Origin of the sequence: Paracoccus sp. T5, from assembly GCF_048538155.2 — a bacterium.
Classification (GTDB): domain Bacteria; phylum Pseudomonadota; class Alphaproteobacteria; order Rhodobacterales; family Rhodobacteraceae; genus Paracoccus.
Genome location: NZ_CM135809.1, coordinates 2,103,641 through 2,126,113, shown reverse-complemented (window position 1 = coordinate 2,126,113; position 22,473 = coordinate 2,103,641). Strand labels below are relative to the sequence as shown.

Here is a 22,473-nt window from a genome sequence, read left to right as displayed (position 1 = left end):
CCCGGCCTCCTCTGGCTTTGCGGGCAATATAGATCGTTAGCGTTAACGCTTCAACCTGTGGTCGGCGGCGCCAGTCCTGCGGAGGGGGTTTCACCGGCATCTGCGGGTCCGGTGCCGGCATATTTGGCCGGAAAGCCGGGCTGCGGCTTGTGCGGGCCTTGGCGGCATGTCAGATCGGCTGCGAAAGGAATTCCGCCATGAGTGATCTGCCTGTCATCCGTCTGCGCCCCAAGTCCAAGCCCCAGGCCATCCGCCACGGCTTTCCTTGGGTCTTTGCCGATGAGGCGGTGCTGGACCGCCGCACCAAGGCGCTGCCGGCCGGCGGCATGGCCGTGCTGGAGGACCCCGAGCGCAAGCCCCTGGGCCTGGTGACGGTGAACCCCCATTCCAAGATCATCGCGCGGGTCATGGATGCCGACCCGCAGGCGGTCATCGACGGCGCCTGGCTGCAGGCGCGGCTGGCACGGGCGCTGGAGATGCGCGAACGCCTGTATGATGCGCCCTTCTATCGGCTGGTCCATGCCGAGGCTGACGGGCTGCCGGGGCTGGTCATCGACCGGTTCGGCGATGCCGCCGTCATGCAGCCCAACGCGGCCTGGGCGGATGCCATGGCCGAGCAGATCGCGGATGCGCTGGTCGCGGTCACCGGTATCTCGACCGTGGTGCTGAACGGGCAGGGCCGGGCGCGGGGGCTGGAGGGCCTGGGCGAGCGGATGGAGGTGATCTGCGGCAGCGCGCCCCAGGCTCCGGTGCAGGTCCGGATGAACGGCGCCATCTACCTGGCCGACCTGATGGGCGGGCAAAAGACCGGGCTGTTCTATGACCAGCGCCCGAACCATGCCTTTACGCAGCGTCTGGTGGCGGGCGGCTCCGTGCTGGACGTCTTCAGCCATGTCGGCGGCTTTGGCCTTGCGGGACTGGCGGCGGGCGCGACCTCTGCCGTCTGCGTCGATGGCAGCGCGGCGGCGCTGGACCTGGCGCGCGGCGGGGCCGAGGCGATGGGCGCGGGCGACCGGCTGGAAGTGATGCAGTCCGATGCCTTCAAGGCGCTGGAGGCGCTGGCCGGGCAGGAACGGCAGTTCGACGTGGTGGTCTGCGATCCGCCGGCCTTCGCGCCGTCGAAACCCGCGCTGGACGCCGGACTGCGCGCCTATGAGCGGGTGGCCAAGCTGGCCGCGCCGCTGGTGGCGCCCGGCGGCTATCTGGTCCTGTGCAGCTGCAGCCATGCCGCCGACCTGACCGCCTTCCGCAATGTCAGCGCCCGTGGCATCGGCCGCGGCGGGCGGCGCGGCGTGTTGATCCATACCGGGCAGGCGGGACCGGACCATCCGACCCTGCCGCAGCTGGCCGAGACCGGCTATCTGAAGGCGCTGTTCTTCCGGCTGGACTGATGCGCGCGGTTCTGGACGCCAATGTCCTGTTCCCGACGATCCTGCGCGAGGTCCTGACGGACCTTGCGGCCGCGGGCCTGTTCCAGCCGCTATGGTCGGACCGGATCCTGGATGAATGGCGCCATGCGGCAGGCAGGCTGGGGCCCGATCAGCATTCCGTGGCGGGGGCCGAGGTGGCGCTGCTGCGCCTGCGCTTTCCCGATGCCTGCGTGGCAGGGGACGGGCAGGCGGCGATCGACCTGGACTTTCCCGACCCCGCCGACCGCCATGTGGTCGAGGCCGCACTGGCCGGCGGCGCCACCCTGATCGTCACCGCCAACCTGCGCGACTTTCCGCAGCGGATGATGGCCGGGCTGGGCCTGCGGGCCCTGCACCCGGATGCCTTCCTGCTGGACCTGCACCGCGAAGACCCCGCTGCGGTCGCGCGGGCGCTGCAGGATGCCCGCGCCAAGGCGGCCGGCATCGGCGGAGAAATGACGATGGCCGACATGCTGCGGCGCTGCCGGCTACCCCGGCTGGCCCGGGCAGTGAAAGGTTGAACAGCATTGCTGTTATCGCTAACAAGGGATAAGGCGGACGCCACCCAGATGGAGGACAGCATGGTCTCGCGTGTCATTCCGGTCGAAGACTTCGACCTCGTGATCTTTGGCGCCACGGGCGATCTTGCGCATCGCAAGATCCTGCCGGGCCTGTTCCGGCGGTTCGAGGCCGGGCAGATCCCGCCCTCCAGCCGGATCATCGGCGCGGCGCGCACCGAGCAGGACGACGACGCCTTCCGGGCCGAAACCCTGCAGGCCATCTGCGAACATACCACGGTGCGAAAGGACGATCCCCGGCTGGCCGAATTCCTGCACCTGCTGGGCTATGTCGCCATCGACGCCAAGGGCGAAGGTGGCTGGCAGGCGCTCAAGGACCGGATGCGCAAGGGCGCGGTCCACGCCTTTTATTTCTCGGTCGCACCATCTCTGTTCGGGCATATCGCGGAACGGCTGGCGGGCCACGGCATCGCCGATGCCGACAGCCGCATCGTGGTCGAAAAGCCCTTTGGCCGCGACCTGGCCAGCGCCCGCGCCCTGAACGCGACGCTGGCGCAGCATTTCGACGAACACCAGATCTACCGGATCGACCATTACCTGGGCAAGGAAACCGTCCAGAACCTGATGGCCGTCCGTTTCGCCAATGTGCTGTTCGAGCCGCTGTGGAACGCCCAGTATATCGACCACGTCCAGATCACCGTGGCCGAAACCGTGGGCGTGGCCGGGCGCGGCAGCTATTACGACAAGTCCGGCGCGATCCGGGACATGATCCAGAACCACATGATGCAGCTTCTGTGCCTGATCGCGATGGAGCCGCCCTATCACTTTGATCCCGACGCGGTGCGCGACGAAAAGCTGAAGGTGATCCGGGCGCTGGAACGGGTCGAACCCGCCGACATCGTGCGCGGCCAGTACCAGGGCGAGGGGGCCGATTACCTGGCTGATGCCGAGGACCGCGATTCGCGCACCGAAAGCTATGTCGCGATGAAGGTGCGCATCTCGAACTGGCGCTGGCAAGGGACGCCCTTCTACCTGCGCACGGGGAAAAAGCTGCGCGCGCGCACGTCGGAGATCGCGATCACGTTCAAGGAACCGCCGCATTCCATCTTTGACGACAGTGGCACGCCCAAGGCGAACGAACTGGTCATCCGCCTGCAGCCGAACGAGGGCATGAACCTGAAAGTCATGATCAAGGAACCGGGTCCCGGCGGCATGCGCCTGGTGCAGGTGCCGCTTGACATGTCCTTTGCCGATGCCCTCGGCTCTGACGGGGCCGACATGCCCGATGCCTATGAACGGCTGATCATGGACGTGATCCGGGGCAACCAGACCCTGTTCATGCGCGGGGACGAGGTCGAGGCGGCCTGGGCCTGGACCGACCCGATCATCGCTGCCTGGGAGGACAGCAAGCGCCGTCCCGAACCCTATGACCCCGGATCCTCGGGCCCCGAAGAGGCGTTGCGCCTCATGCACCGCGACAACCGACGGTGGAGGGAGATCAGGGGATGACCTTGGAACTGATGGAATACCCGGACCGCGAGATGCTGGCCCTGTCGCTGGCCGACCGGATCGCCTCGCAACTGGCGCAGCACCTGCGCAGCAACGATTGCGCGACCCTGTGCGTGCCGGGCGGCACCTCTCCGGCGCCGGTCTTCGAAACCCTCAGCGGGGCGGACCTGGACTGGGGCCGGGTCACGGTGGTGCTGGGCGACGAACGCTGGGTCGACGGCGATCACAAGCGGTCGAACTCTCGCCTTCTGCGCCGCCACCTGCTGAAGGACAAGGCGGCGGCGGCCGAGTACATCGACCTCTATACCGGCGATGCCTCGCCCGACATGGCGACGGAGGGGCTGTCGGCGCGCCTGGCGCCGCATCTGCCGCTGACGGTGGTTCTGTTGGGTATGGGCAACGACATGCACACGGCCAGCCTCTTTCCCGGTGCCGATCACCTGGAGGCCGCGATGGCCGCCGATGCGCCCACCGTCATGGCGATCCGGGCCGAGGGCGCGGAGGAGCCGCGCATCACCCTGACCCGTCCGGTGCTGGCGGATGCGCTGAACATCCACCTGCTGATCATGGGCCCCGAAAAGCGCGAGGCCCTGGTCCGCGCGCAGAAGGCCGACCCGATGGAGGCGCCGATCCGCGCCTTTCTCGATGCAGCCACCGTCCATTGGGCAGAATAAGGAACCGACCTGAATGTCCGACATCTGGAACCGCCTGAAATCCCTGCGCAGCCGGCAGGGCGACACCCGCATCGAGGCGCTGTTTGACGCCGATCCTGCCCGCGCGACCGCCTTTTCGACCAGCGCGGACGGCTTGGTCCTTGACTGGTCCAAGACCATGATCGACGCCGAGGCGCGCGACATGCTGCTGGACCTGGCGCGCGACGCGGGTGTCGAGGCGCGGCGCGAGGCGATGTTCCAGGGCCAGCGCATCAACGAGACCGAGGGCCGCGCGGTCCTGCACACGGCGCTGCGCAACCTGTCGGGCAGCGTGGTGCTGGACGGTCGCGACATCATGCCGGCGGTCCGCGAGACGCATGACCGCATGGCCGATTTCGTGCGGCAGGTCCGCGACGGCCGCTTTGCGGGGCAGGGCGGCAAGATCACCGATATCGTCAATATCGGCATCGGCGGCTCGGACTTGGGGCCCTACATGGCGGTGCTGGCGCTGGCGCCCTATCACGACGGGCCGCGCGCGCATTTCGTCAGCAACGTGGACGGGGCTGACATCACGGATACGCTGAAGGACCTGGACCCGGCGACCACGCTGGTCATCGTCGCCTCCAAGACCTTCACCACGATCGAGACCATGACCAACGCCCGGACCGCCCGCGACTGGATGGGCGGCAAGGTGACCGACCCTGCGGCGCAATTCGTGGCGCTGTCCTCGGCCGTGGACAAGACGGCGGCCTTCGGCATCGACGCTTCGCGCGTCTTCGGCTTCGAGGATTGGGTCGGCGGGCGCTATTCGGTCTGGGGCCCGATCGGACTGTCGCTGATGCTGGCGGTCGGCCCCGAGGATTTCGATGCCTTCCTGGACGGCGGCGCGGCGATGGATGCGCATTTCCGCGGCGCGCCCTTGGAGGCGAACCTGCCCGTCCTGCTGGCGCTGGTGGGCATCTGGCACCACCAGGTCTGCGGCTATCCGACCCGCGCGGTGCTGCCCTATGACAACCGCCTGCTGCGCCTGCCGGCCTATCTGCAGCAGCTGGAGATGGAATCGAATGGCAAGCGCGTGGCGATGGACGGCAGCGATCTGGCCGTGGTGTCGGGGCCGGTGGTCTGGGGCGAACCCGGCACCAACGGCCAGCACGCCTTTTATCAGCTGATCCACCAAGGCACGACGCCGGTCCCCTGCGAGTTCATCCTGGCCGCCGAGGGTCACGAACCCGATCTGGCGCATCACCACATCCTGCTGGCCGCGAACTGCCTGGCGCAGTCCGAGGCGCTGATGCGCGGCCGCAGCCTGGACGAGGCGCGCGATCTGATGCGGGCCAAGGGGCTGGACGGCGCCGAACTGGAGCGTCAGGCCCGCCACCGCGTCTTTCCGGGCAACCGCCCCTCGACGACGCTGCTGGCGGCACAGCTGACGCCCTTCGTGCTGGGGCAGATCGTGGCGCTTTATGAACACCGGGTCTTTGTCGAAGGGGTGATCCTGGGGATCAACAGCTTTGACCAGTGGGGCGTGGAGCTGGGCAAGGAGCTGGCGCTGAAGGTCGAGCCGCTGCTGAAGGGCCAGGAGGCCCCGGGCCACGACGCCTCGACCGAGCGGCTGGCGGGGTTGATCCGCGCGATGCGCGCCTGACGGGCGCCACGCGGCCCCTAGATTCGGCTCGGATCAGGGGCCGCGCGGCTTTTCCTTGCCGGCGTGAGCGGTTAGGGTCGCGCCAGCACGGAAAGGTCTGATCATGGCATTCTTCTCGAAACTGCGCGAGCGGCTGACACGGTCTTCATCCAAGATCGGCTCTGGCCTGGACGAGATCGTGGGCGACGCGCCCGCCGCCGCGGAGGAGCCGCTGCGCCCCGCGACTGAACTGCCCGCGCCCCTGGCCACCCCCCATCCGCAGCCGGTCCAGCCCGGTTTTGTCGGGCGCCTGTTCGGCCGGGGCGAGGCCAAGCCCGAGGAGCCGCGCCGCGCACTGGACGACGACATGCTGGAGGACCTGGAGGACATGCTGGTCCAGGCCGACCTGGGCGTCGACACCGCGCTGCGCGTCACCGCCAACATCGCCGAGGGCCGGATGGGACGCCGCGTGTCGGCCACCGAGCTCAAGGAACTGCTGGCCGGCGAAATCGCGCGCATCATGGCGCCTGTCGCGCGGCCGATGCCCATCTATCCGAAAAAGCCCCAGGTGGTGCTGGTCGTCGGCGTGAACGGCGCCGGCAAGACCACCACCATCGGCAAGCTGGCCAGCCAGTTCCGCGCCGCCGGCAAGTCGGTGGTCATCGCCGCGGGCGACACCTTCCGCGCGGCTGCGGTCGAACAGCTGCAGGTCTGGGGCCAGCGGGCCGGCGTGCCGGTGATGGTCGCCCCGCAGGGCAGCGACCCCGCCAGCCTGGCCTGGGACGCGATGGTCCGGGCCGAGGCCGAGGGCGCCGACCTGCTGATGATCGACACCGCCGGACGGTTGCAGAACCGCCAGGACCTGATGGAGGAACTGGCCAAGATCGTCCGCGTGATCCGCAAGAAGGACCCGGAGGCCCCGCACAACACCCTGCTGGTGCTGGACGCAACCACCGGCCAGAACGCGCTGAACCAGGTCGAGACCTTTCGCAAGCTGGCCGATGTGTCAGGCCTGGTGATGACCAAGCTGGACGGCACGGCGCGCGGCGGCGTGCTGGTGGCGCTGGCCGACCGCTTTGGCTTGCCGATCCATGCCATCGGCGTGGGCGAGCAGATCGATGATCTGGACGCCTTCGACGCCGATGAATTCGCCCGTGCGCTGGTGGGCCTCTGACGGCGGCCTAACCCGCCGTCATGGCCGAAGCCGAGGTGCCCCTTTCGCGATAGGGGGTGCTGCCGTATTGCGCCCGATAGCATTTCGAAAAATGCGACGGACTGGAAAAGCCCGAGGCCAGCGCGATCTCGATGATAGACATCTCGGTCTGCATCAGCAGGTTGCGCGCCCGCGCCAGGCGGGTTTCCATGTAATAGCGCTTGGGGCTGCGGTTCAGATAGCGGCGGAACAGGCGCTCCAGCTGGCGGGTGGACATGCCCGCATCGGCGGCCAGCTGGGCGGGACTGACCGGATCCTCCAGGTTCGCCTCCATCCGGGCGATGACCGCGGCCAGGCGCGGATGGCGCACCCCGATGCGGGTCGGAATCGACAGGCGCTGGCGGTCCTGGTCGGTGCGGATGGCGGTGTGCAGCATCTGGTCGGCCACGTCCGCGGCCAGGGCGTCGCCATGCGCCTCGGCGATCATGTGCAGCATGAGGTCGATCGAGCTGGTCCCGCCGGCGGCCGTCAGGCGGCTGCTGTCATGCACAAAGACCGAACGATAAAGATCGACCTGCGGAAAGGCCTCGGCAAAGCCGTCATGGTTCTCCCAGTGGATCGTCGCCTTGCGCCCGTCCAGCAGCCCGGCTTCGGCCAGGACCCAGGCCCCGGTGCAGACCGCGCCCATCGCCGCACCGCCGCGCGCCTGACGGCGCAGCCAGGCCAGCACCGGGCGCGTCGCCTCCCGCGCGATCTCGGTCCCGCCGCAGACGATCACGACCTCGTCCCGGCCCGGCGGCGGCGCGTCGGGGTCCAGGCCGCCGTCCAGCATGACCCGCGCCCCGTTGGAACAGACCGCCATGTCGCCACGCGGTCCGACCAGGCGCCAGTCGAACAGGACATGCCCCGACGCCCGGTTCGCCAGACGCAATGGTTCCAGGGCCGCCGTGAACGGCAGCATGGTGAAACGGTCCAGCAGCAGGAACGTGAAGCGGCGCGGTTTTTCAGATGGCATGAGGCTGTCTTTGATGCGGTCCCGTCATTTACCCAAACAGGGTTTTGACGCAACGGCAAGAGGGGCTGCATTGCCTAAAATCAATGCAGGCGGAGGACCGCAGCAAACTCTTTCCCTGCGCGCCGTTCGCGACTATACCGGCGCGACCATTTTCCAAGGAGCGCAGGACATGTCGCAGGATAACCGCAAGACCGCCGCCACCCAAAGCTGGGACAAGGCCGGCTGGCGGGCCTATCCCCGCGTCCAGATGCCCGACTATACGGACCCTGCGGCCCTGCAGGCGGTCGAAGCGCAGCTGCGCCGCTATCCGCCCCTGGTCTTTGCCGGCGAGGCACGGCGCCTGAAGGCGCAGCTGGCCGATGTGGCGGCCGGGCGGGGCTTCCTGCTGCAGGGCGGCGACTGCGCCGAAAGCTTCAGCGAATTCAGCGCCGACAACCTGCGCGACACCTTCAAGGTGGTGCTGCAGATGGCGGTCGTGCTGACCTGGGGCGCCCAGATGCCGGTGATCAAGGTCGGCCGCATGGCCGGCCAGTTCGCCAAGCCGCGCAGCGCACCGACCGAGGTGATCGGCGGCGTTGAACTGCCCAGCTATCGCGGCGACATCATCAACGGCTTTGACTTCACCGCCGCCTCGCGCATCCCCGATCCGCAGCGGATGCTGGCCGCCTATACCCAGGCTGCGGCCTCGCTGAACCTGCTGCGCGCCTTCTCGACCGGCGGTTTTGCGGACATGCACCGCGTCCAGAGCTGGATCGCCGATTTCGTGGGCGGCCCCGAGGCGGCCAAGTATCGCGACATCGCGGACCGCATCAGCGACGCGCTGGCCTTCATGCAGGCGGCGGGCGTGAATTCCGACACGGCGCACCAACTGTCCAAGGTCGATTTCTACACCAGCCACGAGGCGCTGCTGCTGGAATACGAAGAGGCGCTGGCGCGGATCGATTCGACCACCGGCCTGCCGGTTGCGGGCTCTGGCCACATGATCTGGATCGGCGACCGCACCCGCCAGCCCGACGGCGCGCATGTCGAATTCTGCCGCGGCGTCCAGAACCCGATCGGCCTGAAATGCGGCCCGACCACCACGGCCGAAGACCTCAAGGTGCTGATGGCCAAGCTGAACCCGGAGAACGAGGCCGGCCGGCTGACCCTGATCGCGCGCTTTGGCGCCGGCAAGGTGGGCGATCACCTGCCGCGCCTGGTCAAGGCGGTCCAGGAAGAGGGCGCCAATGTCGTCTGGTCCTGCGACCCGATGCACGGCAACGTCATCAAATCCTCGACCGGCTACAAGACCCGGGCCTTCGATTCGATCCTGCGCGAGGTGCGCGAGTTCTTTGGCGTCCATTCGGCCGAAGGCACCATTCCGGGCGGCGTCCATTTCGAGATGACGGGGCAGGATGTCACCGAATGCACCGGCGGCGTGCGGGCCGTGACGGACGAGGATCTGTCGGACCGCTACCACACCGCCTGCGATCCGCGCCTGAATGCCAGCCAGTCGCTGGAACTGGCCTTCCTGGTGGCCGAGGAGCTGCGCGCCCGCCGCGAAAGCACCGCGCCGCAGCGCTCCGTCGCCGCGATCTGACCGTTTGGCGGCCCGGAGGGATCCGGGCCGCGGCTATTTCCAGCGCCGGTGGATCCAGAACCACTGGTCCATGTGACGCCTGACCAGCATCTCCAGGTCGTCGTTCAGCGCCTGCATCATGGCGCGCGGCGTATCGGCCGCGACGGGCGCCCCGACATGCACCCGAAAGCTCAGCCCGTCCTCGCAGCGGATCCCAGCGATCGGCACCAGCAGCGCATCATAGCGCCGGGCCAGTTCGGCCGGCGTCAGGACGGTCTTGGTGGGCAGGTCAAAGAACCGCAGCTCGGCCCCCTCGCGGTCATGCTGGTCAAAGCCCAGGGCCAGCCAGCCGCCCCCCTTCAGGAACCGCAGCATCGCCGCCAGGCCGGACCGGCCGCGCGGGAACAGCGGCTCGGCAATGGCCGTGATGGCGGGGACGTAGTGGCGGTTGAAGGCCTCGTTGTTCATCGGCCGGTACAGCGCCCCGACCGGCCAGCCGCGCCCCGTCAGCGCCGCGCGCATCGCGTCGTAATTGCCGAAATGCGCGCAGGCCAGGATCACCGGGCGGCCGCTGTCGAAGGCGTCCTCCAATGCCGGCAGGCCGGGGCCTTCCAGGGGATCGGAGGCGTGGATGCGGCGGGTGAACTCCTCGCCCGCATAGATCTCGGCCAGGGAACGTCCGGCATTGTCGGGCACGGCCCGCACCAGCACCGCGATCTCGGCCGGAGAGAGGTCCGGGCGCGCCAGGGACAGGTTGTCCCGGATGCGGCCCCGCCACCCGGCCAGGGGCGCGATCACCTGCGAAAACAGCCAGCCCATCGCCGGGATGCGCTGCCGATAGGGCAGCAGCCGCGCCGCGCCCATGACCACGACGAAGGCGCCGTTGGCCAGCCGGTCGGTCAGCGTGGGTCGGTCGTCGCGCATGGGTCCCCTTTTGCCGCGCGGGCCTCGCGCGACCAGACGTAAAGGCCTGCGGCGACGATAAGGGTTGCCCCTCCGATGGTCCAGAGATCGGGCAGCTGGCCGAAGAACAGCCAGCCCCAGAGCCCGGCCCAGATCAGCCCTGTATAGCCGAAGGGCGCCAGTGCCCCGGCCTCGGCGGCGCTGAAGGCCTGCACCAGCAGGTACTGGCTGACGGTGCCGAAGGCAGCCAGCAGCGCAAAGGCCCAGAGGTCCGCCCCGGCCATCGGCTGCCAGAAGAACGGGACCAGCAGGCTGGAGGCGATGCTGCCCACGATTGCGGACCACAGGACGGACGTGGCCACGGAATCGCCCCGCACCATGCGGGTCAGCAGCGCGCCCGCGGCAAAGGTGAAGGCCCCGGCCAGGGGCAGCAGGGCGGCCGGCTGAAAGACGCCCAGACCCGGCCGGATGATCAGCAGGGCGCCCACCAGCGCCGCGGCGATGCCCGCGATGCGCCGGAGACCGATCCGTTCCCCCAGGAACAGCGCCGCGCCAAGCGTGATCAGAACCGGGTTCAGGTCCATGATTGCGGTGGCTTCGGCCAGGCCGATGAACTGCAGCGAGGTGAAGAACAGCCCGACCGAGCCCAGCTGCATCAGCGAACGCGCGAATTGCGCGGCGGGATGCCGGGTGCGCAGCAGGGGCGGCAGCGCCTGGCGGAAGATCAGCGCAAAGATCAGCAGGTTGCCCACGAACCGCACCCAGATGACCTGGACGGGGTGATAGGTCTGGGTCAGGTGCTTGGCGGTCGCGTCCATCAGCGTGAAGCCCAGGATCGCCGCCAGCAGCAGCGCGATGCCGCGTGCCTGGTCGGTGCCGGGGCGGCGCAGGAAACCGCGCCGGCCCATCGCAAAGCTGCGTGCCAGGGCCCGCATCAGGCGGGATGCCTCCGGGGGGCCGCATGGGCGTCATGCCCTGTCACCCGGAACACCCCGCCCAAGGCCAGGCCTTGGCTCACAAAAGCGCCTTGGCCCGCTCGACCGCGGCCTCGGCCGTGATACCGAAGGCCTTGTAGAGCTCGGGCGCCGGGCCCGAGGCGCCAAAGCCCTCCATGCCGATAAAGGCGGACCTGTCCTCCTGGCCACGCTCGCCCAGCAGCAGCCAGTCCCAGGGCTGGCGGACCGCCGCTTCGATCGCGATGCGGACAGTGCCGGCGGGCAGGACCTCGGCCCGATAGGCAGCCGGCTGTTCGCGGAAAAGCTCCATCGAGGGAACCGAAACGACGCGCGTGGCAATGCCTTCGGCCTCCAGCGCATCGCGGGCCGCGACGGCGATCTCGACCTCGGACCCGGTCGCCATCAGCACGACCTTGGGCGCGGCGGTCGCCTCGCGCAGGACATAGGCGCCCTTGGCGGTCAGGTTCTCGCCGCCGTCCTGGCGCAGGGTCGGCAGGTTCTGGCGTGACAGGGCCAGGACCGAGGGGGTCGTGTCCTGCGACAGGGCGATCTCCCAGGCCTCGGCCGTCTCGATCTGGTCGCAGGGACGCAGCACCAGCGTGTTCGGCGTGGCGCGACAGATGGCCAGATGCTCGACCGGCTGGTGGGTCGGGCCGTCCTCGCCCAGGCCGATGCTGTCATGGGTCATGACATAGACCACGGGCAGGCCCATCAGCGACGACAGGCGCATGGCGCCGCGCGCATAGTCGGTGAAGGTCAGGAAGGTGCCGCCATAGGGGCGGAAGCCGCCATGCAGCCAGATGCCGTTCATCGCGGCCGCCATGCCATGTTCGCGGATGCCGTAATGCAGATAGCGGCCGGCGCGGTTGTCAGGGCTGAAGACGCCGTGGCCGCTGGTCTTGGTGTTGTTCGACCCGGTCAGGTCGGCCGAGCCGCCGAAAGTCTCGGCCATCTTGGCGTTCAGGGCCTCCAGCACGTTCTCGCTGGCCTTGCGGGTCGCGACCTTCGGCTTGTCCTGCAGGGTCTTGCCCTTGAAGTCGCGGATGACGGTTTCCAGCACCGGGTTGACCTCGTTGCCGATGCGGCGGGCGAAATCGTCGCGGTGATCGGAGGACAGCGCGTCCACGCGCTCGTTCCAGGCAGCGCGGGCCTCGGCGCCACGCTGGCCGATCTTGCGCCAGTCCGACAGGATCTGGTCAGGGATCACGAAGGGCTCGTGGCTCCAGCCATAGGCCTCGCGGGTGGCCGCGATCTCGTCGCGCCCCAGGGGAGAGCCATGCGCCTTGCTGCTGTCGGCGCGGTTGGGCGAGCCAAAGCCGATGATCGTCTTGCAGTCGACCAGCGTCGGGCGGCCGTCGTCCTGCGCGGCCTCGGTCAGTGCGCGGTCGATGTCGGCGGCGTCATGGCCGTCGCAGGACAGCACGCGCCAGCCGGCGGCGGCAAAGCGGGCATGTTGGTCGGTCCTGTCGGACAGGCTCACGCGGCCGTCGATGGTGATGTCGTTGTTGTCCCACAGCACGATCAGGCGGCTCAGCTGCTGGTGGCCGGCCAGGGCGATGGCCTCGTGGCTGATGCCCTCCATCAGGCAGCCGTCGCCGGCGATGACCCAGGTCCGGTGGTCGCAAAGTCCGGCGCCATATTCCGCCCGCAGCGCTTCTTCGGCGATGGCCATGCCGACCGCGGTGGCAATGCCCTGGCCCAGGGGGCCGGTGGTGGTTTCCACGCCTTCGACATGGCCGTATTCAGGGTGCCCCGCGGTGATCGCGCCCAGCTGGCGGAAGTTGCGCACCTGGTCCAGCGTCATCTGCTCATAGCCGGTCAGATGCAGCAGCGAATAGATCAGCATCGAGCCATGGCCCGCCGACAGCACGAAACGGTCGCGGTCGAACCAGTTCGGGGCCGAGGCGTCGAACTTCAGGTGGTTGCGGAACAGCACGGTCGCCACATCCGCCATGCCCATCGGCATGCCGGGATGGCCGGAATTGGCGGCCTCGACCGCGTCCATGGACAGCACGCGGATTGCGCTGGCCAGGTTCCAGTGGTCGGGGTTGGCGGTGCGGCGGGCTGCGATGTCCATGACGATCCCTTGCGGCAAAGGTTGATGCCGTTCTGTTAGGGGTTGGGCCGTCCGGTTGCAAGCCGCGCGACCCCTGCAAAGGGCTAAGCCTCGTCACCTTTCAGGGGCAGGATCGGCCGGATTCGCAGCCGTGTGATACGATTTTCCCGCCGGGTGACGACTTCGAACCGATAGCCGTGGAAACTGAACACCTGGCCCTGTTCCGGGATCGACTGCGCCATGTGGATCACCAGGCCCGCGACGGTGTTGGCCTCGTCATCCGGCAGGGTCCAGTCCAGCTGTCGGTTCAGGTCGCGGATGGTCATGCCCCCCTCGACCAGATAGTCGCCCTGGGGGTTCGGACGCAGGGTCTGGTCCGCCTCGGTGTCGTGTTCGTCCGCGATTTCGCCCACGATCTCCTCGAGGATGTCCTCCAGCGTGATCAACCCGCGCAAGGATCCGTATTCGTCCACGACCAGCGCGAAATGGGTGCGCCTTTTCAGGAACTCGCGCATCTGTTCGTCCAGCGCGCTGGTCTCGGGGACGAAATAGGGCGGCATGACCACCGCCATGATGTCGAACCGCCGGGCCGCGGAGGGATCGCCCGCATCGCGCACGGCACGGTTCACGGCGCGCAGCAGGTCCTTGGCATGGACGACGCCCACGATGTTTTCGCGCTCCTGGCGATAGACGGGCAGGCGGGTATGGGGGCTGGCCAGCACGGTTTCCAGGATCTTCTCGGGCGGCAGGTCGGCGTCGATCATCTGGATCTCGCTGCGGTGGCGCATGATCTCCTCAACGGTGCGGTTGCCCAGGTCCAGCGCGCCCAGCAGGCGGTCGCGATCCTCCTTCAGCACCGAGCCCGCCGCATGGCCGATCGACAGGGCGCCCGCGATCTCTTCCTCGACCGAGAACATGTGCGAGCCGGGATCGGTCTTCAGCCCGAAGATCGACAAGATGCCGCGCACGATCATGCGGACCACCGTGACGACGGGCGCCAGGACGATGGTCAGCAGGCGGATCGGGCGGGCGACCATGCTGGCGACCTTTTCGGGCGCCGAGATCGCATAGGTCTTGGGCATGACCTCGGAAAAGATCAGGACCAGGACGGTCATCACCAGCGTGGCGATGGCCACGCCGCTGCCGCCGATCAGGCGGGTGAAGAGCGCGGTGGCCAGGCTGGCCGACAGGATGTTGACGACATTGTTGCCCAGAAGGATGGCGCCGATCAGACGCTCGCTGTCCGAGGTGACCAGCAGCGCGGTCTCGGCGCCGCTGTCGCCCTTGTCGGCGCGCGAGCGCAGCTTGGCACGGCTGGCCGCGGTCAGCGCGGTCTCCGAGCCGGAGAAAAAGGCAGACATCGCAAGCAGAAGAACGATGGCCGCGCCGGTGATCCACATCGCGGCATCGAAGGTACTGGAAGGGTCGTCCATTGGGTCCGGTTCAGGTTTGGGGGTCGGGCTGGGTCGCGCCGTCATCGGCAACGCGCGCCAGCGGATGATGGTTCAGGACCAGGTCGCGCATGCGGTGGTCCATCACATGGGTATAGATCTCGGTCGTGCCCAGGTCGGCATGGCCCAGCAGCATCTGGATGGTGCGCAGGTCGGCGCCGCCCTCCAGCAGGTGGGTCGCAAAGGCGTGCCGGATGACATGGGGTGTGACGCGGGCGGGGTCCAGCCCCGCCTCGACGGAAAACTGGTGCAGCAGGCGCGACATGCTCTGCCGCGGCAGGTGGCCTGCCGCGCCGGGGGCGGGGAACAGCCAGCGCGCGCCGCGCGCCGCCAGCAGCCGGTGCAGCGGGCTGCCCTGCGGCGCCGCATCGCGCAGCGCCAGCCAGTCGCGCAGCGCCGCACGGGCAGGCGCGCCAAGCGGCACCAGCCGGTCCTTGCTGCCCTTGCCCTTCACGACCAGCACCGCCGGATCGCCCCGGCAGCCCGCGACGGGCAGCGTCACCAGTTCGCTGACCCGCATCCCGGTGGCATAGAGCATCTCCATCAGGCACAGGTTGCGCGCCCGATCCTCGGGGCGGCGGCCGACGCGGGGGGCCGCGGCCAGCAGGGCATCCACCTCGTCCCGGCTCAGCGTCTTGGGCAGGCGCTTGGCACGTCCCGGCCCCGAGATGCGGATCGCCGGATCGTCCTCGCGCCAGCCTTCCTCCAGCGCAAAGCGGGTGAACTGGCGGATGGCCGACAGCCGGCGCGCACGGGTGGCGCGCGACAGGCCCTGCGTGTCGCAATGGGACAGGTAATCCTCGACCTGGTCGCGGGTCAGCCCGGCCAGCGCCAGACCCCGCCCCGACAGCCACTCCGACAGGTCGCGCAGGTCGCGACCATAGGCCAGCAGCGTGTTGCGCGCGGCCCCGGCCTCCGCGGCCTGCGCATCCAGAAAGGCCGAGATCTTCTGGTGGTCTGCGGCCTCGGTCATGGCGTTTCCGTCATCTGCGGCAACAGCGTGATCTGCGCCTCGGCCCGGTCGGCATCCTCGGTCAGGCCCAGGGCGCGCAGCATGGCGATGCCGCGTCCGGCGCGGGCCAGGTCGCCCTCCAGCGCGGCATCGATATCGGCCATCGCCGTCAGCAGCGCCTCGCCCCGCTGCGTCTGCGGCGCTTCGGGCTGGGGCGCCTCCAGGTTCGGATCGGGTTCGGGCAGGGTGGCCTCCGGCAGTCCCTGCCAGGCCCGCAGCAGGTCGGTGATCCGGGCCGTCTGCTCGTCTTCGCTGCCGGGCGGCAGGTCGGCCGCCACCATTGCCGCCAGCAGGTCGGCCATCCCGGCGGCGCGGAATTCGTCAAAGGCGCGGGGCAGGGCCTGGCTGACGTCGCCCCCGGCCAGCGCCGCCTCCAGCGTGCGCATGACGGCCGCGCGTTCCCACACCCCACCCGAGGCGGCGGGCCGCTGTTCGGCATAGATCTGGCGCAGCTGTGCCGCGGGCAGGGCGCCGGTGCGGGCCAAGCGTTCGGCCGCCTCGACCCGCGCCTTGAAGCCGCTGTTCAGCCGCAGGTCCGACTGGGCAAAGGCCACCGGCAGCGGGATTGTCGGCAGCGGCTGGCCGATCGCCTCGTGGATTCGGAATTCCAGCGGTGTCATGCGTTCGGCCGGTTCCAGCAGATCGCTGCTGTCCACAAAGGCATCGTCCAGGAAATGCGTCAGCATGATCGCGTGGCGCTCATCGACCAGGCCAAGCGTCTCGGCGCCGTGCAGGCTGATGGCGGCTGCGGCCCAGTCCCCGGTCTGCGCCAGGCAGAAGATGCGCGCCGCAAAGCTGGGGGCGATGCCGGGGGTGCCGTTCATGATGTCGCAGGCGCGGCCCTCGTCCCCCTCCAGCAGCGCGATGTCGAACATCCGGCGAAAGATCTCGGGATCGCCCGGGCCGGCGGCCACCAGCAGGGCCTGGGCATCCTCCAGCGCACCCATGTCCAGCAGCCGGTCGGCGCGGGCCAGGAACAGCTCTCCCCTGCGGCCGGCGGGCGTGTCGCCGTCCTGCGGGGGCGCCAGCTGCGCCGTCAGCAGCCGCTTCATCAGCGCCTGCATGGCCTGTAGACGCGCGGGCGTCGCCAGCACCATCTGCGCCAGGGTGCCGGAATCGCTGCCCGCCCACAGATCCGCGGGCAGTCCCGCGCGGCGCGGACTGATCGTGCCGGTGTGATCCGGGTCGCCCCGGTCCAGCCGGGTGACCTGGACGCGCCCCACTTCGCCGCTTTCGGCCACGGGCTTGGGACGCGAGGCGCGCGGACCCGGCGGCCGCCGGTCCGACGGGCGCCAGGCGGAGGATTCGCGCGGCGGCCCCTGCACGCTGCCCGACAGCCAGTCGCTGGCCGACAGCGGCTGCTGCTGGGCGGGCGCCTGAACGGGCAGCAGGGCCAGAAGGCCCGCCAGCGTCAGGGCGGGCAGGACGCCACGCGGAGAGGTGGGACGATCAGTCACTGGCCGGCTCGGCGTCGGTGGCAGGGGCAGGGGCGGGCGTTGCGGCGGGTGCGGCAGCCGGGTCCAGCGGGCGGCGCACCTCGGTGCGGGTGGGGGTCAGGTCGCCGAAATAGGCATAACCCGCCAAGCCGATCAGCGCCGCCAGAATCAGCACAACCAGTAGCTTCAACATCCGCATCAAATTCGCCTTTGCTCGACCGCTTTTTCATTGTTGTCGGCCGGTCTGATGCCGGCTCGTCCCGAATATATATGGCAATTTCCGAAAGATCACGTCATTCAGTCAGCCGATTGTCGGGGGCAGGGAATGACCAAGCGGTTGACGCGCCATATCGTGCTGATCGGAATGATGGGGGCCGGCAAGACCGCCCTGGGAACCGAGCTTGCCCGGCGGCTGCGCGTGCCCTTCACCGATTCCGACGCCGAGATCGAGGCGGCCGCCGCCATGACCATCACCGAGATCTTTGCCCGCGACGGCGAGGCCTTCTTTCGCGCCCGCGAGGCGCAGGTGCTGGCGCGGCTGCTGGCGGGGCGGCCCTCGGTCGTCTCGACCGGGGGCGGGGCCTGGATGCAGGCCGGCAACCGGGCGCTGATCGCGGCATCGGGCATGTCGGTCTGGCTGAACTGCGACCCCGAGACGCTGTGGCAGCGCGTGCGCCAGCGCCCCACCCGGCCGCTGCTGCAGACCGCCGACCCCAAGGGCACGCTGCTGCGCCTGCTGGCCGAACGCAGCCCGGTCTATGCCCAGGCCGAGCTGGAATTCGTGTCGCGCGCGGGGGACAGCATCGACACCTCGACCGAACGGCTGATCGCGGCGCTGCGCGCGGCCGACCCTCATCTGATCGAAGGCTGATCCACCATGCTCGACCCCGTCACCGTCCATGTCCCCTTGGGCGACCGCGCCTACGACGTCCGCATCGGCTCTGGCCTGCTGGCCGACGCCGGCAACCAGATCGCGCCGCTGCTGGCGCGGCCGCGGGTGGCGATCGTCACCGATGCCACCGTGGCCGGGCTGCACCTGGAACCGCTTCGGGCCGCGCTGACCGCCGCCGGCATCGCCAGCCAGGCACTGGTCCTGCCTTCGGGCGAGGGCACGAAAAGCTGGCCCCACCTGCAGTCCTGCGTCGAATGGCTGCTGGAGCAGAAGGTCGAGCGGCGCGATGTGGTGGTGGCGCTGGGCGGCGGCGTGATCGGGGACCTGGTCGGATTTGCGGCGGCCATCCTGCGGCGCGGCGTCCGCTTTGTGCAGCTGCCGACGACGCTGCTGGCCCAGGTCGACAGCAGCGTCGGCGGCAAGACCGGGATCAACAGCGGCCATGGCAAGAACCTGGTCGGCGCCTTTCACCAGCCGTCGCTGGTCCTGGCCGATATCGACGTGCTGGACACGCTGAGCCCGCGCGATTTCCTGGCCGGCTATGGCGAGGTGGCGAAATACGGTCTGCTGGGGGATGCGGAATTCTTTGCCTGGCTGGAGGAAAACGGGCCGCGCCTGCGCGACGACAAGGCCCTGCGCCAGAACGCGGTTGCCCATTCGGTGGCCATGAAGGCGGGCATCGTCACCCGCGACGAGACCGAGCAGGGCGAGCGCGCACTGCTGAACCTGGGCCATACCTTTGGCCATGCGCTGGAGGCCGCCACCGGCTATTCCGACCGGCTGCTGCATGGCGAGGGGGTGGCCATCGGCTGCGCCCTGGCCTTTGATCTGTCGGCGCGCATGGGCCTTTGCGCGCAGGAGGCGCCGAGCCGGGTGCTGGCGCATCTGCGGCAGATGGGGCTGCCGGCGCGGCTGTCCGAGATCACGGGCGCCCTGCCGGATGACACGGCGCTGATCGCGCTGATGGGGCAGGACAAGAAGGTGGTGGACGGGCAGCTGCGCTTTGTGCTGGCCCGCGGCATCGGCGAGGCCTTTGTCAGCGATGCCGCCACGGCCGACGTGCTGAAAACGGTGCTGCGCGAGGCGCGCTGATCTTTCCCGACCGCCAAGCCCCGCCATCCCCCGTTGAGGGAGATGGCCGAGGCCGGCTCAGGCGGCGCGGCGGCCCGACAGCATCGTCTGGACCATCTCATCCGCGACATCCGAGGTCGGGCGCCCCGTCTGGCGGGCCAGGGTCAGCATCTGGTCCACGCGGCCCGCGATGCCCGTCAGCCGCTCCAGCCGCCAGGCGTCGGGCTTGCCGTGGATCTCGCTGGCGACGCTGATGATGCCCCCGGCATTGACCACATAATCGGGCATGTAGGCGATGCCGCGTTCGGCCAGGCGCTGCGCCACGCCATCGCTGGCCAACTGGTTGTTCGCCGCGCCGCAGACCAGCTGCGCCGTCAGCGCCTGCGCGGTCGTATCGGTCAACACGCCGCCCAAGGCGCAGGGGGCAAAGATGTCCATCTGCTGATCGAAGACCTGGTCCGGATCGCCGACCGTGGCGCCAAGCCGGGCCGTCGCGTCATCCAGGGCCGCCGCATGGATGTCGGTCACCATCAGGCGCGCACCGGCGGCGGCCAGCTTTTCGGCCAGCGACCGGCCGACGTGCCCCAGGCCCTGCACCAGCACGCGGCGGCCGGTCAGGTCGTCGGTGCCGAACACATGCCGTGCGCCGACCTTGAGGCACCGGAACACGCCCTCGGCCGTCCAGGGGGAGGGGTCGCCCGAGGCGTCGGAAAGGCCCACGGCAAAGCGTGTCTCGGCCGCGGCATGGGCCATGTCCTCGGGCGAGATGCCGACATCCTCGGCCGTCCAGTAGCGGCCGCCCAGGGCATCGACGGCGCGGCCAAAGGCCTGCATCATGCGCGGGGTCTTGTCGCTGCGCGCATCCCCGATGATCACGGCCTTGCCGCCACCCAGGCCCAGGTCGGCCATCGCGTTCTTGTAGGTCATGCCGCGCGCCAGCCGCGTCACGTCGGCGATCGCCTCGGCGTCGCTGGCATAGGGCCACATCCGGCACCCGCCCGCAGCGGGCCCTAAGGCGGTCGAATGCAGGCAGATCAGGGCGCGCAGCCCCGCGTCGGGGTCCTCGGCCAGGACAAGTTGTTCATAGCCCTGCGGGGCGGTCAGATCGGTAAGGGTCAGTGCCATCTGCAAGCCTTCCTGTCACGTCTGCGCGCCGCCGGGACGCGCGGGAATTGACCCAGAAAGCCCTGCCGAATGGTTAATGCAAGTCGCGGATCATTCGCAAAGCCGCGGGCCGGGTTCGCGCAACTTGCATGCCCCAGGCCGGGGTCTTCCGAAAGATCGCGTCGTATCAGGATTGGTCGTGGCCGATGAAAAAGGGCGGCCCCATGGCCGCCCTTTCGGTGATTCGCCTGCGATGGCTCAGAACGGGATCTCGTCGTCGTAATCCGCGCGCCCGCCCGAGCTGCCGCCGGAGGAGCCGCCCGAGGACCCGCCGCGCGACGGGCCCGAGCCGTAATCGTCATAGCCGCCGCCGCCCTGGCTGCCACCGCCGCCCATGCCGCCGCCGCCCTCGCCGCGGCCATCCAGCATCTGCAGCGTGCCGTTCAGCCCGCGCAGCACGATCTCGGTCGAATAGCGGTCCTGGCCGGACTGGTCCTGCCACTTGCGGGTCTCCAGCGCGCCTTCGATATAGACCTTGCTGCCCTTTTTCAGGAAACGCTCGACCACGCCGACCAAGCCTTCGGACAGGATCGAGACGGTGTGCCACTCGGTCTTCTCGCGGCGCTCGCCGGTGGTGCGGTCCTTCCAGGTTTCCGAGGTCGCGATGCGGAGGTTGGCGACCTTGCCGCCATTCTGGAAGCTGCGGATTTCCGGGTCGCGGCCCAGATTGCCGATCAGGATGACCTTGTTGACGCTGCCTGCCATGACGGGGGTTCCTTGGTGATGTCTCGTTCCCGCCGGTCTAACGCAGCCCGGCCCGCGCCTGCAAGCCGTTCCGGGGGGCGGCCCCAAGGCGGGAAGCCGCGCATCAGGGGGGCAGGAGCCGGGCGACCGGTCCGCCATGCTGGCAGGGGCGCCGGATTTATGTATAGTCGCTGCAAAACCGGCGACAGCCAAAGCTGACAAGAACGAGGGCGGACAAGATGCGGATCAGCCATTCTGTGAAAGCGGCAACCTGCGCGGCACTGATCGGGCTACTGGCGATGCCGGTCCAGGCCGAGGGGCTGCGCCTGACGGGAAGTTCATCGAAATCACGGGCCGAGCAGTTTGCGCGCCAGACGCGGCTGATGGATTCGCGCCTGTCGACGCAGTACCAGCGGTCGGCGCGTCTTCAGCCGGAGGGGCGCGAAACCGCCATCGCGCTGGATCCCACGCCCAACATCCCGCGCTATACCGGCCGGCGCAGCGAATACCTGCCCCATGCCCGCCAGGCCGCACAGCGCCACGGCATCCCCGAGGACCTGTTCCTGCGCCTGGTCCAGCAGGAATCCGGCTGGAACCCGAACGCGCGGTCGCACAAGGGCGCGATGGGCCTGGCGCAGCTGATGCCGGGCACGGCCGCCAAGATGGGCGTGAACCCGGCTGACCCAGTCCAGAACCTGAACGGCGGCGCGCGCTATCTGCGGATGATGTACAACCAGTTCGGCAACTGGACGCTGGCGCTGGCCGCCTATAACGCGGGTCCGGGCGCGGTGCAGAAATATGGCGGCATCCCGCCCTATCGCGAGACGCGCAACTATGTGCGCATCATCGCGGGCAGCTGATCCGGATGACAAAGGGGCCCAAGGGCCCTTTTTCGGCATCAGCCGCGCAGGCCCGTCTTCTTCAGCAGGCCCCTACGCTTGGCTTCATCGTAATAGCCGCGCTTGTACCACATCACCGTCCTGTCGGGATGCCCTTCGGCCACCAGCCAGGCCCCGCGCAGGTATTTCACGCCATAGCGCAGGTTCGTGTCCGCATCCAGAAGCCCGGCGTCGGGACCGCGATAGCCCATGGTCCGGGCGGTCTGCGGCGCCAGTTGCATCAGGCCGTAATAGGACCCGTTGCGCGCTCCGGGGCGGTGCTGGGATTCGCGCAGCACGATCCGCTGCACCATCGCAGACGGCACCTGATAGTGGCGCGACCAGTAGTTGATGCGCTGGCGCAGATAGGGGGTTTCGTTGGGATAGAGGCCCGAACCCGTCAGCCGGTCGCCGCCCCCACCGATGCCGTCGCCACCGCCGCAGGCCACCAGGGCCAGCACCGACATGATCAGCCCCCGCCGCCCGATCTGCGCCCTGCCCATGTCAAAAGGGGCGCGCCGCAGCGGCACG

21 protein-coding genes are annotated in these 22,473 nt (G+C 69.1%); 10 read left to right on the top strand and 11 right to left on the bottom strand.

What is annotated here, in order from left to right; all coding sequences use genetic code 11:
- Window positions 1-197: 197 nt before the first annotated feature.
- The 6 genes from ACNR9W_RS10500 (at window position 198) to ftsY (ending at window position 6,887) form a co-directional block, all read left to right on the top strand.
- Window positions 198-1,391: an RSP_2647 family RNA methyltransferase gene (locus tag ACNR9W_RS10500; RefSeq protein ID WP_419267374.1), complete on the top strand. Its 1,194-nt coding sequence runs from the start codon at window positions 198-200 to the stop codon at window positions 1,389-1,391.
- Window positions 1,391-1,930 carry an RSP_2648 family PIN domain-containing protein gene (locus tag ACNR9W_RS10495; protein WP_419267375.1) on the top strand — a complete coding sequence of 180 codons (540 nt, stop codon included), beginning with the start codon at window positions 1,391-1,393 and terminating at the stop codon, window positions 1,928-1,930. The genes ACNR9W_RS10500 and ACNR9W_RS10495 overlap by 1 nt, the downstream gene beginning before the upstream one ends.
- Window positions 1,931-1,990: 60 nt before the next feature.
- A complete protein-coding gene (gene zwf / locus ACNR9W_RS10490) occupies window positions 1,991-3,436 on the top strand; it encodes a glucose-6-phosphate dehydrogenase (protein WP_419267780.1) in 1,446 nt (481 codons plus the stop codon).
- Between the two features lie 2 nt (window positions 3,437-3,438).
- Window positions 3,439-4,110 (top strand): 6-phosphogluconolactonase, encoded by a 672-nt coding sequence (gene pgl, locus ACNR9W_RS10485; RefSeq protein WP_419267781.1) that lies wholly within the window; start codon window positions 3,439-3,441, stop codon window positions 4,108-4,110.
- Window positions 4,111-4,123: 13 nt separating this feature from the next.
- Entirely contained in the window at window positions 4,124-5,734 is a 1,611-nt protein-coding gene (gene pgi, locus ACNR9W_RS10480; protein WP_419267376.1) for a glucose-6-phosphate isomerase, read from the top strand.
- A gap of 103 nt (window positions 5,735-5,837) precedes the next feature.
- Entirely contained in the window at window positions 5,838-6,887 is a 1,050-nt protein-coding gene (gene ftsY / locus ACNR9W_RS10475) for a signal recognition particle-docking protein FtsY (protein WP_419267378.1), read from the top strand.
- A 7-nt stretch (window positions 6,888-6,894) separates the two neighbouring features.
- On the opposite strand, the gene ACNR9W_RS10470 is transcribed toward ftsY, so the two are convergent.
- Complete coding sequence (locus ACNR9W_RS10470) at window positions 6,895-7,881, bottom strand: GlxA family transcriptional regulator (RefSeq protein ID WP_419267379.1); 987 nt, start codon at window positions 7,879-7,881, stop codon at window positions 6,895-6,897.
- A gap of 169 nt (window positions 7,882-8,050) precedes the next feature.
- On the opposite strand from ACNR9W_RS10470, the gene ACNR9W_RS10465 reads away from it, so the two are divergent.
- The gene (locus ACNR9W_RS10465) at window positions 8,051-9,460 is read left to right on the top strand and encodes a class II 3-deoxy-7-phosphoheptulonate synthase (RefSeq protein WP_419267380.1); all 1,410 of its coding nucleotides are present in this window, start codon (window positions 8,051-8,053) and stop codon (window positions 9,458-9,460) included.
- A 33-nt stretch (window positions 9,461-9,493) separates the two neighbouring features.
- Here ACNR9W_RS10465 and ACNR9W_RS10460 read toward each other — a convergent pair whose 3' ends face one another.
- From ACNR9W_RS10460 to ACNR9W_RS10430, 7 genes are all read right to left on the bottom strand, one after another.
- Window positions 9,494-10,363, bottom strand: a complete 870-nt coding sequence (locus tag ACNR9W_RS10460; RefSeq protein WP_419267381.1) for a lysophospholipid acyltransferase family protein — start codon at window positions 10,361-10,363, stop codon at window positions 9,494-9,496.
- Entirely contained in the window at window positions 10,339-11,277 is a 939-nt protein-coding gene (locus ACNR9W_RS10455; RefSeq protein ID WP_419267383.1) for a DMT family transporter, read from the bottom strand. Before ACNR9W_RS10455 ends, ACNR9W_RS10460 begins: the two co-directional genes overlap by 25 nt.
- Window positions 11,278-11,356: 79 nt before the next feature.
- On the bottom strand, window positions 11,357-13,375 hold the full coding sequence (gene tkt, locus ACNR9W_RS10450; RefSeq protein ID WP_419267384.1) for a transketolase: 2,019 nt from the start codon (window positions 13,373-13,375) through the stop codon (window positions 11,357-11,359).
- Between the two features lie 83 nt (window positions 13,376-13,458).
- Complete coding sequence (locus ACNR9W_RS10445; protein ID WP_419267385.1) at window positions 13,459-14,787, bottom strand: HlyC/CorC family transporter; 1,329 nt, start codon at window positions 14,785-14,787, stop codon at window positions 13,459-13,461.
- Between the two features lie 10 nt (window positions 14,788-14,797).
- Entirely contained in the window at window positions 14,798-15,778 is a 981-nt protein-coding gene (locus ACNR9W_RS10440) for a site-specific tyrosine recombinase XerD (protein ID WP_419267386.1), read from the bottom strand.
- Window positions 15,775-17,274, bottom strand: a complete 1,500-nt coding sequence (locus tag ACNR9W_RS10435; RefSeq protein ID WP_419267387.1) for a hypothetical protein — start codon at window positions 17,272-17,274, stop codon at window positions 15,775-15,777. Before ACNR9W_RS10435 ends, ACNR9W_RS10440 begins: the two co-directional genes overlap by 4 nt.
- Entirely contained in the window at window positions 17,267-17,452 is a 186-nt protein-coding gene (locus ACNR9W_RS10430) for a hypothetical protein (RefSeq protein ID WP_419267388.1), read from the bottom strand. The genes ACNR9W_RS10435 and ACNR9W_RS10430 overlap by 8 nt, the downstream gene beginning before the upstream one ends.
- A 126-nt stretch (window positions 17,453-17,578) precedes the next feature.
- Between ACNR9W_RS10430 and ACNR9W_RS10425 the strand changes: the two genes are divergently transcribed.
- Complete coding sequence (locus tag ACNR9W_RS10425; protein WP_458478485.1) at window positions 17,579-18,124, top strand: shikimate kinase; 546 nt, start codon at window positions 17,579-17,581, stop codon at window positions 18,122-18,124.
- A gap of 6 nt (window positions 18,125-18,130) precedes the next feature.
- Window positions 18,131-19,237 (top strand): 3-dehydroquinate synthase, encoded by a 1,107-nt coding sequence (aroB, locus tag ACNR9W_RS10420; protein WP_419267390.1) that lies wholly within the window; start codon window positions 18,131-18,133, stop codon window positions 19,235-19,237.
- Between the two features lie 57 nt (window positions 19,238-19,294).
- Here aroB and ACNR9W_RS10415 read toward each other — a convergent pair whose 3' ends face one another.
- Window positions 19,295-20,341: a Glu/Leu/Phe/Val dehydrogenase dimerization domain-containing protein gene (locus ACNR9W_RS10415; RefSeq protein ID WP_419267391.1), complete on the bottom strand. Its 1,047-nt coding sequence runs from the start codon at window positions 20,339-20,341 to the stop codon at window positions 19,295-19,297.
- Between the two features lie 237 nt (window positions 20,342-20,578).
- Window positions 20,579-21,085 carry a single-stranded DNA-binding protein gene (ssb, locus tag ACNR9W_RS10410; RefSeq protein ID WP_419267392.1) on the bottom strand — a complete coding sequence of 169 codons (507 nt, stop codon included), beginning with the start codon at window positions 21,083-21,085 and terminating at the stop codon, window positions 20,579-20,581.
- A 218-nt stretch (window positions 21,086-21,303) separates the two neighbouring features.
- On the opposite strand from ssb, the gene ACNR9W_RS10405 reads away from it, so the two are divergent.
- Window positions 21,304-21,924: a lytic transglycosylase domain-containing protein gene (locus ACNR9W_RS10405; RefSeq protein ID WP_458478484.1), complete on the top strand. Its 621-nt coding sequence runs from the start codon at window positions 21,304-21,306 to the stop codon at window positions 21,922-21,924.
- A gap of 38 nt (window positions 21,925-21,962) precedes the next feature.
- Here the strand turns inward: ACNR9W_RS10405 and ACNR9W_RS10400 are convergent, their stop codons facing one another.
- Window positions 21,963-22,409, bottom strand: a complete 447-nt coding sequence (locus tag ACNR9W_RS10400; RefSeq protein WP_458478735.1) for a transglycosylase SLT domain-containing protein — start codon at window positions 22,407-22,409, stop codon at window positions 21,963-21,965.
- Window positions 22,410-22,473: the final 64 nt, after the last annotated feature.

Coding starts and splice junctions, on each gene's coding strand:
- ACNR9W_RS10500 (WP_419267374.1), top strand. CDS start 198: ATGAGTGATCTGCCTGTCATCCGTCTGCGCCCCAAGTCCAAGCCCCAG.
- ACNR9W_RS10495 (WP_419267375.1), top strand. CDS start 1,391: ATGCGCGCGGTTCTGGACGCCAATGTCCTGTTCCCGACGATCCTGCGC.
- zwf (WP_419267780.1), top strand. CDS start 1,991: ATGGTCTCGCGTGTCATTCCGGTCGAAGACTTCGACCTCGTGATCTTT.
- pgi (WP_419267376.1), top strand. CDS start 4,124: ATGTCCGACATCTGGAACCGCCTGAAATCCCTGCGCAGCCGGCAGGGC.
- ftsY (WP_419267378.1), top strand. CDS start 5,838: ATGGCATTCTTCTCGAAACTGCGCGAGCGGCTGACACGGTCTTCATCC.
- ACNR9W_RS10470 (WP_419267379.1), bottom strand. CDS start 7,881: ATGCCATCTGAAAAACCGCGCCGCTTCACGTTCCTGCTGCTGGACCGT.
- ACNR9W_RS10465 (WP_419267380.1), top strand. CDS start 8,051: ATGTCGCAGGATAACCGCAAGACCGCCGCCACCCAAAGCTGGGACAAG.
- ACNR9W_RS10460 (WP_419267381.1), bottom strand. CDS start 10,363: ATGCGCGACGACCGACCCACGCTGACCGACCGGCTGGCCAACGGCGCC.
- ACNR9W_RS10455 (WP_419267383.1), bottom strand. CDS start 11,277: ATGCGGGCCCTGGCACGCAGCTTTGCGATGGGCCGGCGCGGTTTCCTG.
- tkt (WP_419267384.1), bottom strand. CDS start 13,375: ATGGACATCGCAGCCCGCCGCACCGCCAACCCCGACCACTGGAACCTG.
- ACNR9W_RS10445 (WP_419267385.1), bottom strand. CDS start 14,787: ATGGACGACCCTTCCAGTACCTTCGATGCCGCGATGTGGATCACCGGC.
- ACNR9W_RS10440 (WP_419267386.1), bottom strand. CDS start 15,778: ATGACCGAGGCCGCAGACCACCAGAAGATCTCGGCCTTTCTGGATGCG.
- ACNR9W_RS10430 (WP_419267388.1), bottom strand. CDS start 17,452: ATGCGGATGTTGAAGCTACTGGTTGTGCTGATTCTGGCGGCGCTGATC.
- ACNR9W_RS10425 (WP_458478485.1), top strand. CDS start 17,579: ATGACCAAGCGGTTGACGCGCCATATCGTGCTGATCGGAATGATGGGG.
- aroB (WP_419267390.1), top strand. CDS start 18,131: ATGCTCGACCCCGTCACCGTCCATGTCCCCTTGGGCGACCGCGCCTAC.
- ACNR9W_RS10415 (WP_419267391.1), bottom strand. CDS start 20,341: ATGGCACTGACCCTTACCGATCTGACCGCCCCGCAGGGCTATGAACAA.
- ssb (WP_419267392.1), bottom strand. CDS start 21,085: ATGGCAGGCAGCGTCAACAAGGTCATCCTGATCGGCAATCTGGGCCGC.
- ACNR9W_RS10405 (WP_458478484.1), top strand. CDS start 21,304: ATGCGGATCAGCCATTCTGTGAAAGCGGCAACCTGCGCGGCACTGATC.
- ACNR9W_RS10400 (WP_458478735.1), bottom strand. CDS start 22,409: ATGTCGGTGCTGGCCCTGGTGGCCTGCGGCGGTGGCGACGGCATCGGT.